This window comes from Streptomyces sp. NPDC102274, from assembly GCF_044766385.1.
GTDB lineage: Bacteria > Actinomycetota > Actinomycetes > Streptomycetales > Streptomycetaceae > Streptomyces.
Genome location: NZ_JBIWLW010000004.1, coordinates 230,947 through 249,442, shown reverse-complemented (window position 1 = coordinate 249,442; position 18,496 = coordinate 230,947). Strand labels below are relative to the sequence as shown.

Below are 18,496 nucleotides of genomic sequence, written 5' to 3'. Positions count from 1 at the left end.
GTCGGCAGCCTAGGTGCTGTCCGGTCGATCTTCGTGGAGCGGCGGGTGCGGGGCGCATGCGCCTCCTGCTCCCCCGCACGTGACCGAGCACACCACCCGCAGGGACCCCGCACCCCCGACAATGAAGGGTGATCACTTCGCCGCCAGCAAGCGCCCAACGACGGGGCGAGCACGGGCCGACCCCCTACGTCGACCTCAGCCGGGCCGAGTGGAGCGCGCTGCGCGACAAGACGCCGCTGCCCCTCTCCGCCGAGGAGGTCGAGCGGTTGCGCGGACTCGGCGATGTCATCGATCTCGACGAGGTACGGGACGTCTATCTGCCGCTCTCCCGGCTGCTCAATCTCTATGTCCAGGCCACGGCGGGGCTGCGCGGCGCGCTGAACACCTTCCTCGGGGACGCGGGCAACGGGCACGGCGCCCAGCGCGGTACGCCGTTCGTCATAGGGGTGGCGGGCAGTGTCGCCGTCGGGAAGTCCACCGTGGCCCGGCTGTTGCAGGCGCTGCTCGCGCGCTGGCCCGAGCACCCGCGGGTCGAACGCGTCACCACGGACGGCTTTTTGCTCCCGATGAAGGAGCTCCAGTCCCGCGGGCTGATGTCGCGCAAGGGCTTCCCGGAGTCGTACGACCGCCGGGCCCTGACCCGGTTCGTCGCGGACATCAAGGCGGGCAAGGACGAGGTCACGGCCCCGGTCTACTCACATCTGATCTACGACATCGTGCCCGGCGAACTGCTCACCGTACGGCGGCCCGACATCCTCATCGTCGAGGGCATCAATGTCCTCCAGCCCGCGCTGCCCGGCAAGGACGGCAGGACCAGAGTCGGTCTCGCCGACTACTTCGACTTCAGCGTGTATGTCGACGCCCGCGCCGAGGACATCGAGACCTGGTACCTCAACCGCTTCCGCAAGCTGCGCGAGACGGCTTTCCAGAACCCCGCCTCGTACTTCAGGAAGTACACCCAGGTCTCCGAGGAGGAGTCCCTCGACTACGCCAGGACGATGTGGCGGACCATCAACAAGCCTAATCTTCTGGAGAATGTCGCGCCCACGCGCAGCCGCGCCACACTGGTCCTGCGCAAGGGCCCCGACCACAAGGTCCAGCGGCTGTCACTGCGCAAACTCTGAAGAGCTGAGGGACTGTCAGCGTGCTGCATCTGCGTCTGCTCGTGCCGGCCGGCCGTACCGACGAGGTCGTACAGGCCGTGGAGCGAACCGTCGGCACCGCGCACCTCGTCGTCGTACCGGGGGCCTCCCGCGATCCACGGGGCGATCTGGTCATGTGCGACGTGGCGCGCGAGGCGGGCGACGAACTGATCGCGGATCTGCGTGCCCTCGGGATCGACGAGACCGGTTCGATCTCGGTGGAGAACATCGATCTGTCGCTCTCCAAGCGGGCGGACGAGGCGGAGGAGGCGGCGCCCGGCGAGGGCGTCGACGCCGTGCTGTGGGAGCAGTTGGAGGAGGTGACCCACGAGGAGTCCTCGCTCTCCCTCACCTATCTGGCGTTCCTCTCCCTCGCGACGATGATCGCGGCCTGCGGGGTGGTGCTGGACAACGCGATCCTGATCGTGGGCGCGATGGCGGTGGGCCCGGAGTTCGGCCCGCTGGCCGGGATCTGTACGGCGCTGGTGCAGCGCGCTCCGCTGCTGGCGTGGCGTTCGCTGATCGCGCTGATCGCCGGGTTCGCGGTGGCGATGGGGCTGACGACCGTGTTCAGTCTGGTGATGGACGGCTTCGGGCTCTTCACGGAAACCATGCTGGAGGCCGACCGGCCCAACACCTCGTTCATCTGGAACCCTGACCTGTTCTCACTGGTGGTCGCGGCGCTCGCGGGTGTGGCCGGGATGCTCTCCCTGACCTCCGCGAAGTCGGGCGCGCTGGTGGGGGTCGCCATCTCGGTGACAACGGTCCCCGCGGCGGCCAACGCGGCGGTCGCCCTCGGCTACGGCGACTTCAAGCAGGTTGCGGGCTCCAGCGGCCAGCTCCTGCTGAACCTGGCGGGCATCGTCGCCGCCGGTACGCTCACGCTGCTCGCCCAGAAGGCGCTGTGGACGAAGCAGCGCGGACGCATACGGCGTACGGGCGGCACCGGCGTACGGTCCTGACCCGAGCGGCCCACAACCAGGCGGCCCGAAACCGAGTGGCCCACACCGGGCGGTCCACAACCAGACGGCCCGGAAACCGAGCGGCCCGGACCCCGTCGTGGGGTCCGGGCCGCCGGCACATTTCACCGACTCGGCTCAACGCCTTCAGCCGAGCGCCGACTTCACCGCGTCCGCCAGCCGGCTCGCCACCGTCCGCGCCTGGTCGATGTCCGCCGCCTCGACCATCACCCGTACCAGCGGCTCCGTGCCCGAGGGGCGCAGCAGGACGCGGCCCGTGGAGCCCAGTTCGTGCTCGGCCTCGGCGACCGCCGACGCCAGTTCGGCGGAGGTCTTCACCCGTGACTTGTCGACGTCGGGCACATTGATGAGCACCTGCGGCAGCCGTCGCATGACGCCCGCGAGGTCGGCCAGCGTACGGCCCGTCGCGGCGACCCGGGCCGCGAGCATCAGGCCGGTGAGGGTGCCGTCGCCGGTGGTGGCGTGGTCGAGGACGATGACATGGCCCGACTGCTCGCCGCCGAGGGCGTAGCCGTGCTCCTTCATCGACTCCAGTACGTAGCGGTCACCGACCGCGGTCTCGACGAGATGGATGCCCTCGCGCTCCATCGCGATCTTGAACCCGAGGTTGGACATGACCGTCCCGACCACCGCGTCGCCGCGCAGCGTGCCCGCCTCGCGCATCGCGAGGGCCAGTACGGCGAGGATCTGGTCGCCGTCGACCTCCTCGCCCGCGCCGTCCACGGCCAGGCAGCGGTCCGCGTCGCCGTCGTGTGCGATGCCGAAGTCCGCGCCGTGCTCGACGACCGCGGCCTTGAGCTGGTCCAGATGGGTGGAGCCGCATCCGTCGTTGATATTCAGCCCGTCCGGCTCAGCGCCGATCGTGATGACCTCGGCGCCGGCGCGGGTGAACGCCTCCGGCGACACCCGGGCCGCCGCGCCGTGCGCCTCGTCCAGGACGACCTTCAACCCGTCGAGCCGGTTCGGCAGCACAGCGATCAGATGTGCCACGTACTGATCGAAACCTTCGTCGTACGAGCGGACCCGGCCGACTCCGCCACCGGTCGGCCGCTCCCAGGGGGCGCCGGTGCGGTGCACGGTGTTCTCGTAGTAGGCGGCCTCGATACGGTCCTCCAGTTCATCGGCGAGTTTGTGCCCGCCGCGCGCGAAGAACTTGATGCCGTTGTCGGGCATGGCGTTGTGGCTCGCGGAGAGCATCACGCCGAGGTCGGCGCCCAGCACCCCGGTCAGATACGCCACCGCGGGGGTGGGCAGCACACCGACACGCAGCACGTCCACACCCGCGCTCGCGAGTCCCGCCACGACGGCGGCCTCCAGGAATTCACCGGAGGCACGAGGATCACGTCCGACCACCGCCGTGGGCCGATGCCCCTCGAACGTCCCCACCTCGGCGAGCACATGCGCCGCCGCGACCGAAAGACCGAGCGCCAGCTCAGCCGTCAGATCGGCGTTGGCGACACCGCGCACGCCGTCCGTGCCGAAGAGTCGTCCCACAGCTCTCCCTCCGAGAACACCCGGAGCCGGCAATCACCGATATCGCCCCGAGCGAAAAGATTTCGAAAACGCAAACCCATGCAAAGTTTTGAGCGCCTGATGCTGTTATACGCCCGAGTAACCAATAAAACGAACGCCCCGGCAGCACGGAGTGCCGCCGGGGCGTTCGGATGCCGTAGAGGCCGGCCAAGAAGGCCGTCATGCCAGTACCGGCAAGCGAGCGATTTAGCGCTTGCTGTACTGCGGCGCCTTGCGGGCCTTCTTCAGACCGGCCTTCTTGCGCTCGACCGCGCGGTCGTCGCGGCTCAGGAAGCCGGCCTTCTTCAGCGGGGCGCGGTTGTTGTCCACGTCCGCCTCGTTCAGCGAGCGGGCCACACCGAGACGCAGGGCGCCGGCCTGGCCGGAGACGCCGCCACCCGAGATACGGGCGATGACGTCGTAGCGGTTGTCGAGCTCAAGCACCTTGAAGGGCTCGTTGACAGCCTGCTGGTGCACCTTGTTGGGGAAGTACTCCTCAAGGGTGCGACCGTTGATCTTCCACTTGCCGGTGCCCGGGACGATCCGGACGCGGGCGATGGCGTTCTTGCGACGGCCCAGGCCGGCCGCCGGCTGCGGGTCGCCGAAGCGGGACGCCAGCGACTCGGAGGTGTACTCACCCTCGACCGGGGTCTCCGACTCGAAGGTCGTCACCTCGGCGTACGTCTCTTCCGCCTCGGGGGCTTCGACGGGGGTCTCTGCAGTGGTCTCGGCCACGATGCTCCTCAGATTTCTTTTCGTCTTAGGGGGTGGCCGGAACTACTGCGCGACCTGGGTGATCTCGAACGGGACCGGCTGCTGCGCAGCGTGCGGGTGCTGGTCGCCCGAGTAGATCTTCAGCTTCGAGATCATCTGACGGCCCAGGGTGTTCTTGGGGATCATGCCCTTGATGGCCTTCTCGACGGCCTTCTCGGGGTTCTTGGCGAGCAGCTCGTCATAGCGGACGGAACGCAGACCACCCGGGTAACCGGAGTGGCGGTACGCCAGCTTCTGGGTCCGCTTGTTGCCGGAGAGGTGCACCTTGTCGGCGTTGATGATGATGACGAAGTCACCGGTGTCGACGTGGGGCGCGTAGATCGGCTTGTGCTTACCGCGCAGAAGGTTGGCGGCGGTGGTCGCCAGACGGCCCAGGACGATGTCCTGCGCGTCGATGATGTGCCACTGGCGCGTCACATCGCCGGGCTTGGGGCTGTACGTACGCACGGTCGTATGCCTTCGCTTCTTCAGTGATGGGGTCTCCCCCAGCCCCCCAGGGCTGAGGGGACGGGTCCTGTACAGGGGCCACCCGGACGATCACGACAGCCCTGGCGGTGCTTCGGGGACGCAACCCGCGCACCTACCGCTGTCCATCGGCCCGGTGGACCGGCGTAAGGGCCCCTCGCGTGAGAACGACCAAGCCAATACGCATAACGAACCAGAAGAATACCGTCGCTGCCCCGTACGGGTCAAAACGGGGGCCGCGCCCCCAGGGGACGGTTCCCCGCCCGGACCCGCCCGGACCCGCCCGGCACCCTTCCGGCCGACGCCTACCGCGCCCGCCCGGCCGACGCCTATCGCGCCCGCTCCACCCGTCGCTCGTCCCACACCGGCTCCGGCGTCTCCCGTACGACCCCGTCCGAGCCGAAGACCAGATACCGGTCGAAGGAGCGGGCGAACCAGCGGTCGTGGGTGACCGCGAGCACCGTCCCGTCGTATGCCTCAAGACCGTCCTGGAGGGCCTCCGCCGACTCCATGTCCAGGTTGTCCGTCGGCTCGTCCAGCAGCAGCGCGGTCGTACCGCACAGTTCGAGCAGCAGGATCTGGAAGCGCGCCTGCTGGCCGCCCGAGAGCTTCTCGAAGGGCTGGTCGCCCTGGCGCTCCAGCTCGTACCGGCGCAGCACGCTCATCGCGCCGCCCCGGTCCTTCGCGTGCTCCGTCCACAGGATGTCGACCAGCGTGCGGCCGAACAGCTCGGGGTGGGCGTGGGTCTGCGCGAAGTGGCCCGGTACGACGCGCGCGCCCAGCTTCCACCGGCCGGTGTGCCGTACGTCCTCGCCGGCCAGCAGCCGCAGGAAGTGGGACTTGCCGGAGCCGTTCGAACCGAGGACCGCGACCCGCTCGCCGTAGTAGATCTCCAGCGAGAACGGCTTCATCAGCCCGGTCAGCTCCAGGTTCTCGCAGGTCACGGCCCGTACGCCGGTACGGCCACCGCGCAGCCGCATGGTGATCTCCTGCTCGCGCGGCGGCTCCGGCGGCGGTCCCGCGTCCTCGAACTTCTTGAAGCGCGTCTGCATCGCCCGGTAGCGGGATGCCATGTCGTGGCTGATCGCCGCCTGCTGCCGCAGTCGGTGCACCAGCGCCTTCAGCCGGGCGTGCTCCTCGTCCCAGCGCCGCTTCAGCTCCTCGAAGCGCGCGAAACGCTCCTTGCGGGCCTCGTGGTACGTACCGAACCCGCCGCCGTGCACCCACACGTCGGAGCCGGCCGGGCTCGGCTCCACGCTCACGATCTTCTCGGCGGCCCTGGCCAGCAGCTCACGGTCGTGGGAGATGAAGAGAACCGTCTTCCGGGTCTCCTTCAGCCGCTCCTCCAGCCACCGTTTGCCCGGCACGTCCAGATAGTTGTCCGGCTCGTCGAGGAGCAGCACCTGATCGGGTCCGCGCAGCAGCGCCTCGAGCACCAGCCGTTTCTGCTCGCCGCCGCTCAGGGTGCGCAGCTCGCGCCACTGCGCCTTCTCGTACGGGACGCCGAGCGCCGCCGTCGTGCACATGTCCCAGACCGTCTCGGCCTCGTAGCCGCGCGCCTCCGCCCAGTCGCTGAGCGCTTGCGCGTACCGCATCTGCGCGGCCTCGTCGTCGACCGTCACGATGCCGTGCTCGGCCTCGTCCACGGCCGCCGCGGCTTCCCGCAGGCGCGGCTGCGCGACCGAGACCAGCAGGTCACGGACCGTGCGCTCGTCCCGTACCGACCCCACGAACTGCGACATCACACCGAGCCCGCCGCTGACCGTCACCGAGCCGCCGTGCGGCTGGATCTCCCCCGCGATCAGCCTCAGCAGCGTGGTCTTGCCGGCGCCGTTGGCCCCGACGAGAGCGACGACGGAGCCTTCCGCGACGCGGAACGAGGCGTCGCCGAGCAGCACCCGTCCGTCGGGGAGGTAGTACTCCAGGTGCGCGGCCTCAACGTGTCCCATGTCCCGCATTGTCGGTGCAGGCGGCGCCGGAACCCAATCCTTTTCCGGTTCCCGCGCGGTTTCCCGGTCGCCGGGCGGTCTAAACTCGGGCCATGAGCTTTGGGCAAGGGGGGCCCTCCTGGGGCGGCCCCGGTTCACCGGAACATGACCCGTACGGCACACAGACACCGGATTGGGCCGCTCTCGCGGACGCCTCCGCCGCGCGTACCCGGCGCAAACGCTGGCTGATGATAGGTGGTGGCGTGCTCGCGACCGGCGTGATAGCCGCGATCGTGGCGACCGCCGTCGTCTCCATGAACGGCGGGAACGACCGCGGCTCGGAGAACACCGCCAACGAACTGCCCACTCCCACCGATCTCCCGGACGAGAGTCCCGAGGTCGATCCCACCTTCTCCTCGGTCGAGCCGCCGCCCCCGCCGAACCCGAAGGACTACGTCTCCAGCGCCGGCAAGGACAAGGCGCCGCTGAACGCCGACACCCTCTTCCCCGGTGGCAAGCTCACGATGAGCGACCGCGCCTACGCGAAGGGTGCGACGGCCATCACCACCAACTGCGCGGCGGCGGCCCAGGGCGCACTCGGCTCCATCCTCGCCTCGAACAGCTGCGACCAGGTGATCCGCGCCACGTACAGCAAGGACGGGGTCGCCGTCACCGTCGGCGTCGCGGTCTTCGAGACGGAGGCGCTGGCGCTGAAGGCCAAGGAGCAGTCGGAGGACGGCATCGCCTCGCTCTCCGGCGCCGGTGTCCCGACCTTCTGCCGGGCGCCCTCGGTCTGCCGCAAGACCACCAACTCGTACGGCAGGTACGTCTACTTCACGGTCGGCGGCTTCACCTCCGGCAAGAACGCCACCACTTCGGACAAGGACGTCTTCACCGCCGGGGACGACGTAGCGGAGTTCACCTTCCGCCGGATCCTCGAACGGGGCAGGGCCCAGGCATCGGCCGCGGCCACCGCCCCCGTCGGCCAGTAACCCACGCCCCACGGATCCCGGCCCACGGATCCCGGCCCACCCGCGCCGCCGCGCTTCCCCGGCACGGCGCGGGCTCCGCGCTGTGTACAGTCTGCGCAACTTGTGTGGCGCGGGTGAATGCACAGAGGACGTGGGGTGGATGGCGGTCAAAGTCACCGTGGTGGTGCCGACGTACAACTCGGGAATCCACATCGAGCCGCTGGTCGGCTCGCTGCTGGGGCAGACCCTGCCCAGCGACGAGTTCGAGGTGCTCTTCGTCGACGACGGCTCGACCGACGGCACCCCGGAGCGGCTGGCGGCCCTGGCCGCCGAGCACCATCACTTCCGGATGGAGCGCATCCCCAACTCGGGCTGGCCGGGCAAGCCGCGCAACATCGGCGTGGAGCGGGCGAACGGCCACTATGTGCAGTTCGCCGACCACGACGACCGGCTGGCGCCCGAGGCGCTGGAGCGGCTGTACGCCATGGCCGCGCGCAACGACTCCGACATCGTCATCGGCAAGGTCGCCAGCAACTTCCGCAGCCGGGGCGTCCCGTACGGTCTGATGACCCGGACCCGGGAGAACTGCACCGTACGGAACGCGCCGCTGATCGACAGCCTCACCCCGCACAAGATGTTCCGCACCGCGTTCCTGCGCGAACACGGCATCGCGCACCCCGAGGGGCCCTGGATCCTGGAGGACCAGCTCTTCATGGTCCGCGCCTATCTCAAGGCGTCCGTGGTCTCCGTACTGGGCGACTACGTCTGCTACGCGTACTGGGCCCGTGAGGACGCCGAGAACGCCGGTACGGCCGCCATGGACCCGCGCCGGTACTACGGGAATCTCCGCGAGGTCATGGGGACCGTCGTCGCGGGCACCGAGCCGGGGCCCGAGCGCGACCGGCTGCTGCGCCGCTTCTACCGGGTGGAGATGCTGCACCGGCTGGGTGAGCCGCCCCGTGGCCTGCTGGTTGACCCGCCGTTCGGGGACGACCCGTTCGAGGTGGTGCGCGAGCTGGCCGAGGAGTTCATGACGGACGGCGTGCACACGGGGCTGGCCGCCGTACAGCGGACCCGATCCGCCCTGCTCCGGGAGAACAGACCGGCGGAACTGACCGAGTTCACCCGCAGACAGACGGATCTGAGCGCCCGGTGCGCGGTCGAGCGGGTGGGCTGGAGCCGCGACCGGTTCAAGGCGTCGTTCACCGCCCGTTTCGCGGGCGAACCCGGCCCCGACGGCGCCCACGACGGCGCGGGGCTGCTGCTCGCCCGGCGCGGTGACCGGTACTTCCTCGCGCCCTCCCTGACGGACGGGGTCCTGTCCGAACCCGTCGATGTGACCGACGAGTTGAAGTCCTTCAAGGCCGATGTGCTGCTGCGCCACGCGCAGACCGCGCATGTGTGGCTCCCCGAGCGCGAGACCTCGCTCGTCCTGGCGGAGGAACCCGCTCCGGACGGCCCCGACGGCGCCGCGCCCGAAGGCACCGTTCTCGTACGGCCCGTGGTCCGCGGCACCGTCGCCATCGACCCGCTGCGCGCCGCGGGCGGCGGGCCCCTCGCCGAAGGCGTGTGGGAGGTGCAGATCAGGCTCATGGGGGCGGGCTTCGACCGGTACACGCGCCTCGGCGGGAGCACGGCCCCCGGGGAAGTGGCCCTGCCCGCCCCCGAGATCCTCGGCGGGCACGAGATCACCGGCGCCCTCACCGGCCAAGGGATGACGCTGTCCGTACGGGCAACCGACGCGGTGCCCGGCCCCCGCCCGCCGAAGGTCAGCGTCGTCGTACCGACCGCCGGAGCGGCACCGGAGGCGGTGGAGGCCACCCTCGCCTCACTGGCCGCCCAGACCCTGCCTGCGGACGGCATCGAGGTGATCAGCGTGGCGGACACGGCGCCGGGCACCGATCCCCGTAACGCCGGGACCGACCGCGCCACCGGCGAGTACGTGCTCTACATGGAACCCGGCGACCGGCTCGGCACGGAAGCCCTGGAGCGGATGTACGCGTACGGCATCGAGCACGACGCCGACATCGTCGCCGGCAAGCTCGCGGGCAAGGGCCGGCCCGTCCCCCGCGAGCTGTTCGTACGGGACCGGCCGCGCGCCACCCTCGCCAAGGACCCGCTGGCCGACAGCCTCACCGCCGACAAGCTCTTCCACCGCGCGTTCCTCGACGGGCACGGGCTGCGCTTCCCCGCGGGCGGGCGGCAACTGGCCGAGCAGGCGTTCACCGCCGAGGCCACCCTCCGGGCGGGCCGGACCGCCGTCCTCGGCAGCTACGTCTGCTACCACTACGGTCCGGGCGGCGCGGGCCCCGCCGTACCGCCCGGGGAGTTCCACGCCGAGCTGCGCGCCCTGCTGAAGACCGTGGACGGCCTCGTCGGTCCCGGGGCGGCGCGCGACCGGCTGCACCGGCGCTGGCTGCGCGTGGAGATCCTGGACCGGCTGAGCGGAAAGCGACTGCTGGATCTGGACGAGGCCGCGCGGCGCGAGCTGTTCCGGGCGATCCGCGAGGTCGTCGTGGACGGGATCTCGGACACGTCGGTGGCCGGTCTGCCCGCCGCGCGCCGGGTGGCCGTCGGGCTGATCACCGACGACCGGCTCGACGATCTGGTGGCCCTGGCCGCGTGGGAGTCCTCGGTCGTCTGCCACGCCCGGCTGGACGCGCTGTCCTGGCTGAACGACGGCGCCTGTCTGCGGATCGCCTTCACCGGCGAGCTGCACGGCGCCGAGGGCCCGCTGGGCGTCACCGACACCGGCACGGACCAGGAGGCCCTCGCCCCGGCCGGTCTCTCACCCGGCCTGCGGGAGCGTCTCGCCCGGGAGCCGCTCACCGGCGGCGCCTCCCCCGCCAAGGCGTCCGTCGTGCTCGTCCTGCGCGAGCGCGCCAGCGGCGCCGAGTACCGGCTGCCCACCAAGACCACCGTCTTCCGCCCCGACGGCGTGCTGAGCGTCGCGGGAACGGCCCGGCTCGACCTCGCCACGGCGCTGGACGGCGCCCCGCTCGGCGACGGCGTCTGGGATCTGTCCGTACGCCTCACCGCGCTCGGCTGGACGAAGTCCGCGCGGCTCGGCTCCCGGCGCGGCCCCGAGGTCCCCGAGCGGCCCACGCCCGTGCCGCACCCCACCGCGCCGGACCGCCGCGTCACGCCGTACTGGACCAATCCGCAAAGCGATCTGTCCCTGCGCGTCGCGGTCCCCCGGCCGGAGCCCGCGCCCACGCCTGCCACGCGGACCCGTACACCGGGCCCGCTGCGCCGTCTGGCCCGCCGCCTGCGGAGCGGCTGACCTCAGCAGCAGCCCGCGTCCCCGTCCGCGTCACCGTTCAGGTTCGCGCCCAGCGTCCGCTTGTTGCGCGCCGCCCGGTTCCGCTCGCCCAGCAGCTCGTCGGCCGGATAGCCGACCTCCTCCAGGGTGAGCCCGTGCGGCCGTACGACATGCACCGCCGAGTCCCGCACCCCCGTCGCGAGCACCTTCGCCGGCCACTCCACGGGCCGGTGCCCGTCGCCCACGAACAGCAGCGCGCCCACCAGCGAGCGCACCATGTTGTGGCAGAAGGCATCGGCCCGCACGGTCGCGGTGATCACTCCGTGTGTGTCCCGCTCCCACTCCAGCCGCTGGAGCGTACGGATCGTCGTCGCGCCCTCGCGCCGCTTGCAGTACGCCGCGAAGTCGTGCTCGCCGAGCAGCCCGGCGGACGCCGCGTTCATCGCCGCCACGTCCAACGGCCAGTCGTGCCACAGCACATGACCGCGCAGCAGCGGATCCACACCCCCGGGATGATCGGTCACGCGGTACGCGTAGCGCCGCCAGATCGCCGAGAAGCGCGCGTTGAAGCCCCGGGGCGCCTCGGCGACCCTCCAGACCCGTACATCGTGGCTCAGCCGCCCCGCGAGCCGCCTCAGCAGCCGCTCGCGGTGCTCGGCCCACACCTCGTCCGGCAGATCGACATGCGCGACCTGACCGCGCGCGTGCACGCCCGCGTCCGTACGCCCGGCGACGGTCAGCTCGTACGTACGCGAGGACCGCGTCACCGTACGCAGCGCGTCCTCGATCTCGCCCTGGACGGTCCGCCGGGTCCGCTGCCGCGCCCAGCCGGAGAAGTCCTTGCCGTCGTACGACAGGTCCAGCCGTATCCGTACGTGTCCGGGCGCCGCGCCCTCGATGTCCTCGCTCACCTGACCCACCTGACCCACCTGTCCGTCCTCTCCACGCGGAACGGGCCCGCCCCCCTCAGGGAGCGGACCCGTCCGTCAGTCGTCAGAACGCTCAGGCGTCCTTGGACTCCGACTCGGCCTCGGCGGCCGGCTTGGCGTCCTCGACGGCCTCGGCCGGAGCCTCGTCCTTCTTGAGGGCGTCTTCCTTGACCGCGCGCTTCGTCGCCGCCTCGGCCTCACCGGTGGCCTGCTGCGCCACGGTCAGGGCCTCGACCAGCTCGATGACCGCCATCGGGGCGTTGTCGCCACGACGGTTGCCGATCTTGGTGATACGCGTGTAACCACCGGGGCGGTTCTCGTACCGCGGGGCGATCTCGGTGAAGAGCGTGTGGACGACGCTCTTGTCCGTGATCGACTGCAGCACCAGGCGACGGTTGTGGATGTCGCCCTTCTTCGCCTTGGTGATGAAACGCTCCGCGATCGGGCGCAGGCGGCGGGCCTTGGCCTCGGTCGTCGTGATGCGGCCGTGCTCGAAGAGCGACTTCGCGAGGTTCGCGAGGAGCAGCTTCTCGTGCGCGGCGCTGCCGCCCAGACGGGCACCCTTGGCGGGCTTCGGCATGGTGTATCTCCTTGTGTCTGCACCGGCCGTATCAGGTACCGGTGTCAGTTCCCGTGGGGCGGCCGCCCCGCGGAAGTGAAATCAAGCCCCGGGCTCGGGACCCTGGGCGGAACCCTCAGTACTGCTCGGTCTCCACGAACCCGGCGTCCGCGTCGTCGTCGGCGCCGAAGGCGTCCGCCGCGGCGGTCGGGTCGAATCCGGGCGGGCTGTCCTTGAGGGCCAGGCCCATGCCGGCCAGCTTCGCCTTGACCTCGTCGATCGACTTCGCACCGAAGTTACGGATGTCGAGCAGATCGGCCTCGGAGCGCGCCACCAGCTCACCCACGGAGTGGATGCCCTCGCGCTTGAGGCAGTTGTACGACCGAACGGTGAGCTCAAGCTCCTCGATCGGCAGGGCGAGATCGGCGGCGAGCGCCGCGTCCGTCGGCGACGGGCCCATGTCGATGCCCTCGGCGTCGATGTTGAGCTCGCGCGCCAGACCGAACAGCTCGACCAGCGTCTTACCGGCGGACGCCATGGCGTCGCGCGGCCGCATGGCCTGCTTGGTCTCGACGTCGACGATCAGCTTGTCGAAGTCGGTGCGCTGCTCGACACGGGTCGCCTCGACCTTGTACGTGACCTTGAGCACCGGCGAGTAGATGGAGTCGACCGGAATCCGGCCGATCTCCTGGCCCACCTGCTTGTTCTGGACGGCGGAGACATAGCCGCGACCGCGCTCGACGGTCAGCTCCATCTCCAGCTTGCCCTTGCCGTTCAGGGTCGCGAGCACGAGGTCCGGGTTGTGGACCTCGACACCGGCCGGCGGGGCGATGTCGGCCGCCGTGACCAGGCCGGGGCCCTGCTTGCGCAGGTACATCACGACCGGCTCGTCATGCTCCGAGGAGACGACCAGCTGCTTGATGTTCAGGATGAGGTCGGTGACGTCCTCCTTGACGCCCGGCACGGTGGTGAACTCGTGCAGGACACCGTCGATCCGGATCGACGTGACCGCCGCGCCGGGGATCGAGGAGAGGAGCGTACGCCGAAGGGAGTTGCCGAGCGTGTAGCCGAAGCCCGGCTCCAGCGGCTCGATCACGAACCGCGAGCGGTATTCGTCGACGACCTCTTCGGTCAGCGAGGGACGCTGAGCGATAAGCATGTTTCGGTCCTCCAGTCTTGGCACCCGCTATTTGATGCCAACAGAACAAGGGTACGGGCGGCACGGCACCGAAGCGCCGTACCGCCCGCGAGCCGTTCCCCCCGCCCGGGGGAAAGGGTTCAGACGCGGCGGCGCTTCGGGGGGCGGCAGCCGTTGTGCGGGGTGGGGGTGACGTCCTGGATCGAGCCCACCTCCAGGCCGGTGGCCTGGAGCGAGCGGATCGCGGTCTCACGGCCGGAGCCGGGACCCTTGACGAAGACGTCCACCTTGCGCATGCCGTGCTCCTGCGCGCGGCGGGCGGCCGACTCGGCGGCCATCTGCGCGGCGAAGGGGGTGGACTTGCGCGAGCCCTTGAAGCCGACGTGGCCGGCGGAGGCCCAGGAGATCACGTTGCCCGAGGGGTCGGTGATCGAGACGATCGTGTTGTTGAACGTGCTCTTGATGTGGGCGTGCCCGTGAGCGACGTTCTTCTTTTCCTTGCGGCGCACCTTCTTGGCAGCGCCCTGACGACCCTTGGGGGGCATCTATTTCTCCTACAGGGAGGTGGTCGGTCCTACAGCGAAGACCGCTGATGAGCGTCCGCTGAGGACTACTTCTTGCCCGGCTTCTTCTTACCGGCGATGGCGCGACGCGGGCCCTTGCGGGTACGAGCGTTCGTGCTGGTGCGCTGTCCGTGCACCGGCAGGCCACGGCGGTGACGCAGACCCTGGTAGCAGCCGATCTCGACCTTGCGGCGGATGTCGGCGGCGATCTCGCGACGGAGGTCACCCTCGGTCTTGAGGTTGCCGTCCACGTACTCGCGGATCTTGACGAGGTCTTCCTCGGCGAGGTCGCGGACGCGGATGTTCGGGTCGACGCCAACGGCGGCGAGAGTCTCCTTGGACCGGGTGCGCCCGATACCGAAGACGTAGGTGAGGGCGACCTCGACGCGCTTTTCGCGCGGGAGGTCAACGCCTGCGAGGCGTGCCATTCATGGCTCCTGATGATGTCGGAGGTCTTCCGCAGTGTCTCTCCCGGCTGCCGCCCCGTCCCCTGGTGGGATCGGTACGGTCCGGGTCCCCGGCCTCCGCCGGAGGTGTCGGTCCCACCGGGTGGGAGCCGGACACTGCGTTATTACGAGTTCGCTCGCGTCGCGCGAAGTACTGCGAGAGGCAGGTGGTCTTGCGTCAGCCCTGGCGCTGCTTGTGGCGCAGGTTGTCGCAGATGACCATGACCCGGCCGTGACGCCGGATCACCTTGCACTTGTCGCAGATCTTCTTGACGCTCGGCTTGACCTTCATGGGATTGAGGTTCTCCGGGTCAGTGCGGGCACCCCGCGAGGGATGTCTGCAAGATCTACTTGTATCGGTAGACGATCCGGCCACGCGTCAGGTCGTACGGAGACAGCTCCACCACAACCCGGTCATCGGGGAGGATTCGGATGTAGTGCATCCGCATCTTGCCGCTGATGTGCGCGAGGACCTTGTGACCGTTCTGCAGCTCCACCTTGAACATGGCGTTCGGGAGGGACTCGATCACGGTGCCCTCAATTTCGATGGCACCTTGCTTCTTGGCCACGCTTCGCCCTTCGAATCGGCTACCTTGATCGATTCTGGCAGCCGCATGAAGACACACGGGTACACCAGAGCCGACGCGTCAGTCTACGGGAGCGCACTCGAAAAGACGAATCCGTTCAGTTTGCCCACCGAAGGAGATGTTTAAGCCAACGGGTCCGGAGCCGCGACGATGCCCAGCTCGGCGAGTTTCGCCTTACCTCCGTCGGGGGCGGTCAGGACCAGCGGGCCCTCCTCGGTCAGCGCCACGGAGTGCTCCCAGTGCGAGGACCAGGTCGCGTCGGTCGTGATGACCGTCCACTCGTCCTCCAGCACCTCCGTACGCGGCGTACCGAGGGAGACCATCGGCTCGATCGCCAGGCAGAAACCCGGGACCAGCTTCGGGCCCTTGCCGCGCTTGCGCGAGACATAGTTCAGCAGGTGCGGGTCCATGTGCATCTCGGTGCCGATGCCGTGGCCGCCGTAGTCCTCGATGATCCCGTACTTGCCCCCGCCGGGGCGGGGCTGGCGGCGGATGTACGTCTCGATCGCCCGGGACACGTCCACCAGCCGGTTGCCGCCGCGCATGGCCGCGATCCCGGCCCACATCGACTCCTCGGTCACCCGCGAGAGCTCGACGAGCTCCGGAGCGTGACCGGTGCCGACGAACGCCGTGAAGGCCGCGTCGCCGTGCCAGCCGTCGATGATCGCGCCCGCGTCGATGGAGATGATGTCGCCGTCCTTGAGGACGGTCGTGTCGTCCGGGATGCCATGGACGACGACCTCGTTGACCGAGGTGCAGATGGTCGCGGGGAACCCGCCGTACCCGAGGAAGTTCGGCTTGGCGCCGTGCTCGGCCAGCACCTTGCGGGCGACCTGGTCCAGATCGCCGGTGGTGGCGCCGGGCACCGCCGCCGCGCCGGTGGCCGCGTGCACGGCGGCGACGACCAGTCCCGCCTCACGCATCTTCGCGATCTGCTCGGGGGTCTTGATCTGCACCATGCCTGCGCCTTCCACCTGACTGTGACTGATTCGATACGCTCTGCTCGCTACGTCCGCCGCACACGGACCGCTCAACAGTACGGCCGTGGTGTCCGAGGGACGCCACGGCCGTACTGGTACTGCTGCACTGCTGGGACTCAGGGCCTACGCGGCCCGACCCCGCTCAAGCGCCGCCATCGCACGCTCGGTCACTTCGGTGACCTTGCCGAGCGCGGAGATCGTGACCACCAGGCCCTGGGCCCGGTAGTGGTCGATGATCGGCTCGGTCTGCGTGTGGTAGACCTCGAGACGGGTCCGCACCGTCTCCTCGGAGTCGTCGTCCCGCTGGTACAGCTCGCCGCCGCAGATGTCACAGACACCCTCCTTCTTCGGCGGGCTGTAGGTGACGTGGAACACATGCGCGCTGTCATTGCGACAGACCCGGCGCCCCGCGATACGCGTGACGACCTCGTCCTCGGGGACCTCCAGGTCCAGCACCGCGTCCAGCTTCACGCCGTCCTGCGCGAGGGCCTCGTCCAGCGCCTTCGCCTGCGAGACATTGCGCGGGAAACCGTCCAGCAGAAAGCCGCCGACGGCGTCCGGCTGGGCCATCCGCTCCTGCGCCATCGCGATGGTCACCTCGTCGGGCACCAGGTTCCCGGCATCCATGTACGACTTCGCCAGCTTGCCGAGGGTGGTGCCCTGGCTGATGTTGGCCCGGAAGAGGTCGCCCGTGGAGATGTGCGGGACCTTCAGGTTCTTGGCGAGGTACGCGGCCTGCGTTCCCTTGCCGGCACCGGGCGGCCCGACGAGGACGATTCGCATCAGCGGAGGAACCCTTCGTAATTACGCTGCTGAAGCTGGCTCTCGATCTGCTTCACGGTTTCCAGACCCACACCCACGATGATCAGGATGCTTGTCCCGCCGAACGGGAAGTTCTGGTTCGCACCGCCGAAGCCTGCCAACGCCATCGTCGGGACGAGAGCAATCAGACCCAGGTACAGCGAGCCCGGCCAAGTGATCCTGTTGAGCACGTAGCTCAGATACTCGGCTGTAGGTCGACCTGCCCGGATACCCGGGATGAAGCCACCATACTTCTTCATGTTGTCGGCGACTTCTTCGGGGTTGAAGGAGATCGCCACATAGAAGAAGGCGAAGAACACGATCAGCAGGAAGTACGTGGCGATGTAATACGGGTGGTCACCCTTGACGAAGTGCGCCTCGATCCAGGTCTTCCACGCGGAGTTCCCACTGGAGAACTGTGCGACGAGTGCCGGAATGTAGAGCAGCGACGAGGCGAAGATGACGGGGATCACACCCGCCTGATTCACCTTCAGCGGGATGTACGTGGACGTACCGCCGTAGGACCTGCGGCCGATCATGCGCTTCGCGTACTGCACGGGGATCCGGCGCTGCGCCTGCTCGACGAAGACGACCAGGCCCACCATCACGAAGCCGATCAGAATGACCGTGCCGAACTCGATCCAGCCCTTGGCGAGCGTGCCGCTCTCCTTGATGGCCCACAGCGCGCCGGGGAAGCCGGCGGCGATCGAGATGAACATCAGGATGGACATGCCGTTGCCGATGCCTCGGTCGGTGATGAGCTCACCGAGCCACATGACCGCCGCGGTACCCGCGGTCATGGTGATCACCATGGTGACGGTGACGAAGATCGACTGATCGGGCACGATCTCCGAGGCGACCGGGCAGCCGCTGAAGAGCGCGCCACTGCGGGCGGTGGCGACCAGGCCGGTGCCCTGCAGCACGGCGAGGGCGACCGTCAGATAGCGGGTGTACTGCGTGATCTTGGCCTGACCGGACTGGCCCTCCTTCTTGAGGGCCTCCAGCCTGGGGATGACCACGGTCAGCAGCTGCAGAATGATGCTCGCTGTGATGTACGGCATGATGCCGAGCGCGAAGATCGTGATCTGCAGCAGCGCCCCGCCGCTGAACATGTTCACCAGACCGAACAGGCTGTTATTGCCCTTCTGGGCCGCGTCGACACACGTCTGGACATTCTCGTAACTGACGCCCGGTACCGGGACATGTGCCCCGAGCCGGTACAGCACGATGATGGCGAGTGTGAAGAGCAGCTTCTTGCGCAGGTCGGGCGTCTTGAACGCCCGGGCGAACGCGGTGAGCACGGTGCCTCCTGCGACCCCCGCGCTACTGCGTCAGAGGTGACGGTATTGAGGATCGACGGATACGGAACAAGCGGAACCGCGCGGGGCACCCCTGCGGACACTCCGCGCGGCGGGGGTCCGGGGGCGAGCCCCCGGCTTCAATACAGCAACAATGCACG

The 18,496-nt window shown here is 69.3% G+C and carries 18 protein-coding genes; 4 read left to right on the top strand and 14 right to left on the bottom strand.

What is annotated here, in order from left to right; translation table 11 throughout:
- Window positions 1–128: 128 nt before the first annotated feature.
- Both coaA and ACIRQP_RS07740 read left to right on the top strand, forming a co-directional pair.
- Entirely contained in the window at window positions 129–1,124 is a 996-nt protein-coding gene (coaA, locus tag ACIRQP_RS07745; RefSeq protein ID WP_403884944.1) for a type I pantothenate kinase, read from the top strand.
- Between the two features lie 20 nt (window positions 1,125–1,144).
- The gene (locus tag ACIRQP_RS07740) at window positions 1,145–2,104 is read left to right on the top strand and encodes a DUF389 domain-containing protein (protein ID WP_403884941.1); all 960 of its coding nucleotides are present in this window, start codon (window positions 1,145–1,147) and stop codon (window positions 2,102–2,104) included.
- A 144-nt stretch (window positions 2,105–2,248) separates the two neighbouring features.
- On the opposite strand, the gene glmM is transcribed toward ACIRQP_RS07740, so the two are convergent.
- From glmM to ACIRQP_RS07720, 4 genes are all read right to left on the bottom strand, one after another.
- Window positions 2,249–3,616, bottom strand: coding sequence for a phosphoglucosamine mutase (gene glmM / locus ACIRQP_RS07735; RefSeq protein WP_403884938.1), 1,368 nt, complete (start codon window positions 3,614–3,616; stop codon window positions 2,249–2,251).
- Between the two features lie 225 nt (window positions 3,617–3,841).
- A complete protein-coding gene (gene rpsI, locus ACIRQP_RS07730) occupies window positions 3,842–4,369 on the bottom strand; it encodes a 30S ribosomal protein S9 (protein WP_030351459.1) in 528 nt (175 codons plus the stop codon).
- A gap of 42 nt (window positions 4,370–4,411) precedes the next feature.
- Window positions 4,412–4,855, bottom strand: coding sequence for a 50S ribosomal protein L13 (rplM, locus tag ACIRQP_RS07725; RefSeq protein ID WP_403884935.1), 444 nt, complete (start codon window positions 4,853–4,855; stop codon window positions 4,412–4,414).
- Window positions 4,856–5,202: 347 nt separating this feature from the next.
- Complete coding sequence (locus ACIRQP_RS07720; RefSeq protein WP_403884932.1) at window positions 5,203–6,822, bottom strand: ABC-F family ATP-binding cassette domain-containing protein; 1,620 nt, start codon at window positions 6,820–6,822, stop codon at window positions 5,203–5,205.
- Window positions 6,823–6,914: 92 nt separating this feature from the next.
- Here ACIRQP_RS07720 and ACIRQP_RS07715 point away from each other — a divergent pair, with 92 nt between their 5' ends.
- Both ACIRQP_RS07715 and ACIRQP_RS07710 read left to right on the top strand, forming a co-directional pair.
- Window positions 6,915–7,793 carry a hypothetical protein gene (locus ACIRQP_RS07715; RefSeq protein ID WP_403884929.1) on the top strand — a complete coding sequence of 293 codons (879 nt, stop codon included), beginning with the start codon at window positions 6,915–6,917 and terminating at the stop codon, window positions 7,791–7,793.
- Between the two features lie 139 nt (window positions 7,794–7,932).
- Entirely contained in the window at window positions 7,933–11,055 is a 3,123-nt protein-coding gene (locus tag ACIRQP_RS07710; RefSeq protein WP_403884925.1) for a glycosyltransferase family 2 protein, read from the top strand.
- Between the two features lie 2 nt (window positions 11,056–11,057).
- Here ACIRQP_RS07710 and truA read toward each other — a convergent pair whose 3' ends face one another.
- From truA to secY, 10 genes are all read right to left on the bottom strand, one after another.
- On the bottom strand, window positions 11,058–11,945 hold the full coding sequence (gene truA, locus ACIRQP_RS07705; RefSeq protein WP_403884922.1) for a tRNA pseudouridine(38-40) synthase TruA: 888 nt from the start codon (window positions 11,943–11,945) through the stop codon (window positions 11,058–11,060).
- A gap of 91 nt (window positions 11,946–12,036) precedes the next feature.
- Window positions 12,037–12,543: a 50S ribosomal protein L17 gene (gene rplQ, locus ACIRQP_RS07700; RefSeq protein WP_030351453.1), complete on the bottom strand. Its 507-nt coding sequence runs from the start codon at window positions 12,541–12,543 to the stop codon at window positions 12,037–12,039.
- A 115-nt stretch (window positions 12,544–12,658) separates the two neighbouring features.
- Complete coding sequence (locus ACIRQP_RS07695) at window positions 12,659–13,681, bottom strand: DNA-directed RNA polymerase subunit alpha (RefSeq protein ID WP_003956430.1); 1,023 nt, start codon at window positions 13,679–13,681, stop codon at window positions 12,659–12,661.
- Window positions 13,682–13,800: 119 nt separating this feature from the next.
- A complete protein-coding gene (rpsK, locus tag ACIRQP_RS07690) occupies window positions 13,801–14,205 on the bottom strand; it encodes a 30S ribosomal protein S11 (RefSeq protein ID WP_003956432.1) in 405 nt (134 codons plus the stop codon).
- Between the two features lie 65 nt (window positions 14,206–14,270).
- Window positions 14,271–14,651: a 30S ribosomal protein S13 gene (rpsM, locus tag ACIRQP_RS07685; protein ID WP_403884918.1), complete on the bottom strand. Its 381-nt coding sequence runs from the start codon at window positions 14,649–14,651 to the stop codon at window positions 14,271–14,273.
- A gap of 196 nt (window positions 14,652–14,847) precedes the next feature.
- Window positions 14,848–14,961, bottom strand: a complete 114-nt coding sequence (rpmJ, locus tag ACIRQP_RS07680) for a 50S ribosomal protein L36 (RefSeq protein WP_003956441.1) — start codon at window positions 14,959–14,961, stop codon at window positions 14,848–14,850.
- Window positions 14,962–15,016: 55 nt separating this feature from the next.
- Window positions 15,017–15,238, bottom strand: a complete 222-nt coding sequence (gene infA, locus ACIRQP_RS07675) for a translation initiation factor IF-1 (RefSeq protein WP_003956442.1) — start codon at window positions 15,236–15,238, stop codon at window positions 15,017–15,019.
- A gap of 140 nt (window positions 15,239–15,378) precedes the next feature.
- Window positions 15,379–16,215 carry a type I methionyl aminopeptidase gene (gene map / locus ACIRQP_RS07670; protein ID WP_403884915.1) on the bottom strand — a complete coding sequence of 279 codons (837 nt, stop codon included), beginning with the start codon at window positions 16,213–16,215 and terminating at the stop codon, window positions 15,379–15,381.
- 144 nt (window positions 16,216–16,359) lie between these two features.
- Complete coding sequence (locus ACIRQP_RS07665) at window positions 16,360–17,019, bottom strand: adenylate kinase (protein WP_403884912.1); 660 nt, start codon at window positions 17,017–17,019, stop codon at window positions 16,360–16,362.
- Complete coding sequence (gene secY, locus ACIRQP_RS07660) at window positions 17,019–18,338, bottom strand: preprotein translocase subunit SecY (RefSeq protein WP_030351449.1); 1,320 nt, start codon at window positions 18,336–18,338, stop codon at window positions 17,019–17,021. Before secY ends, ACIRQP_RS07665 begins: the two co-directional genes overlap by 1 nt.
- Window positions 18,339–18,496 lie beyond the last annotated feature (158 nt).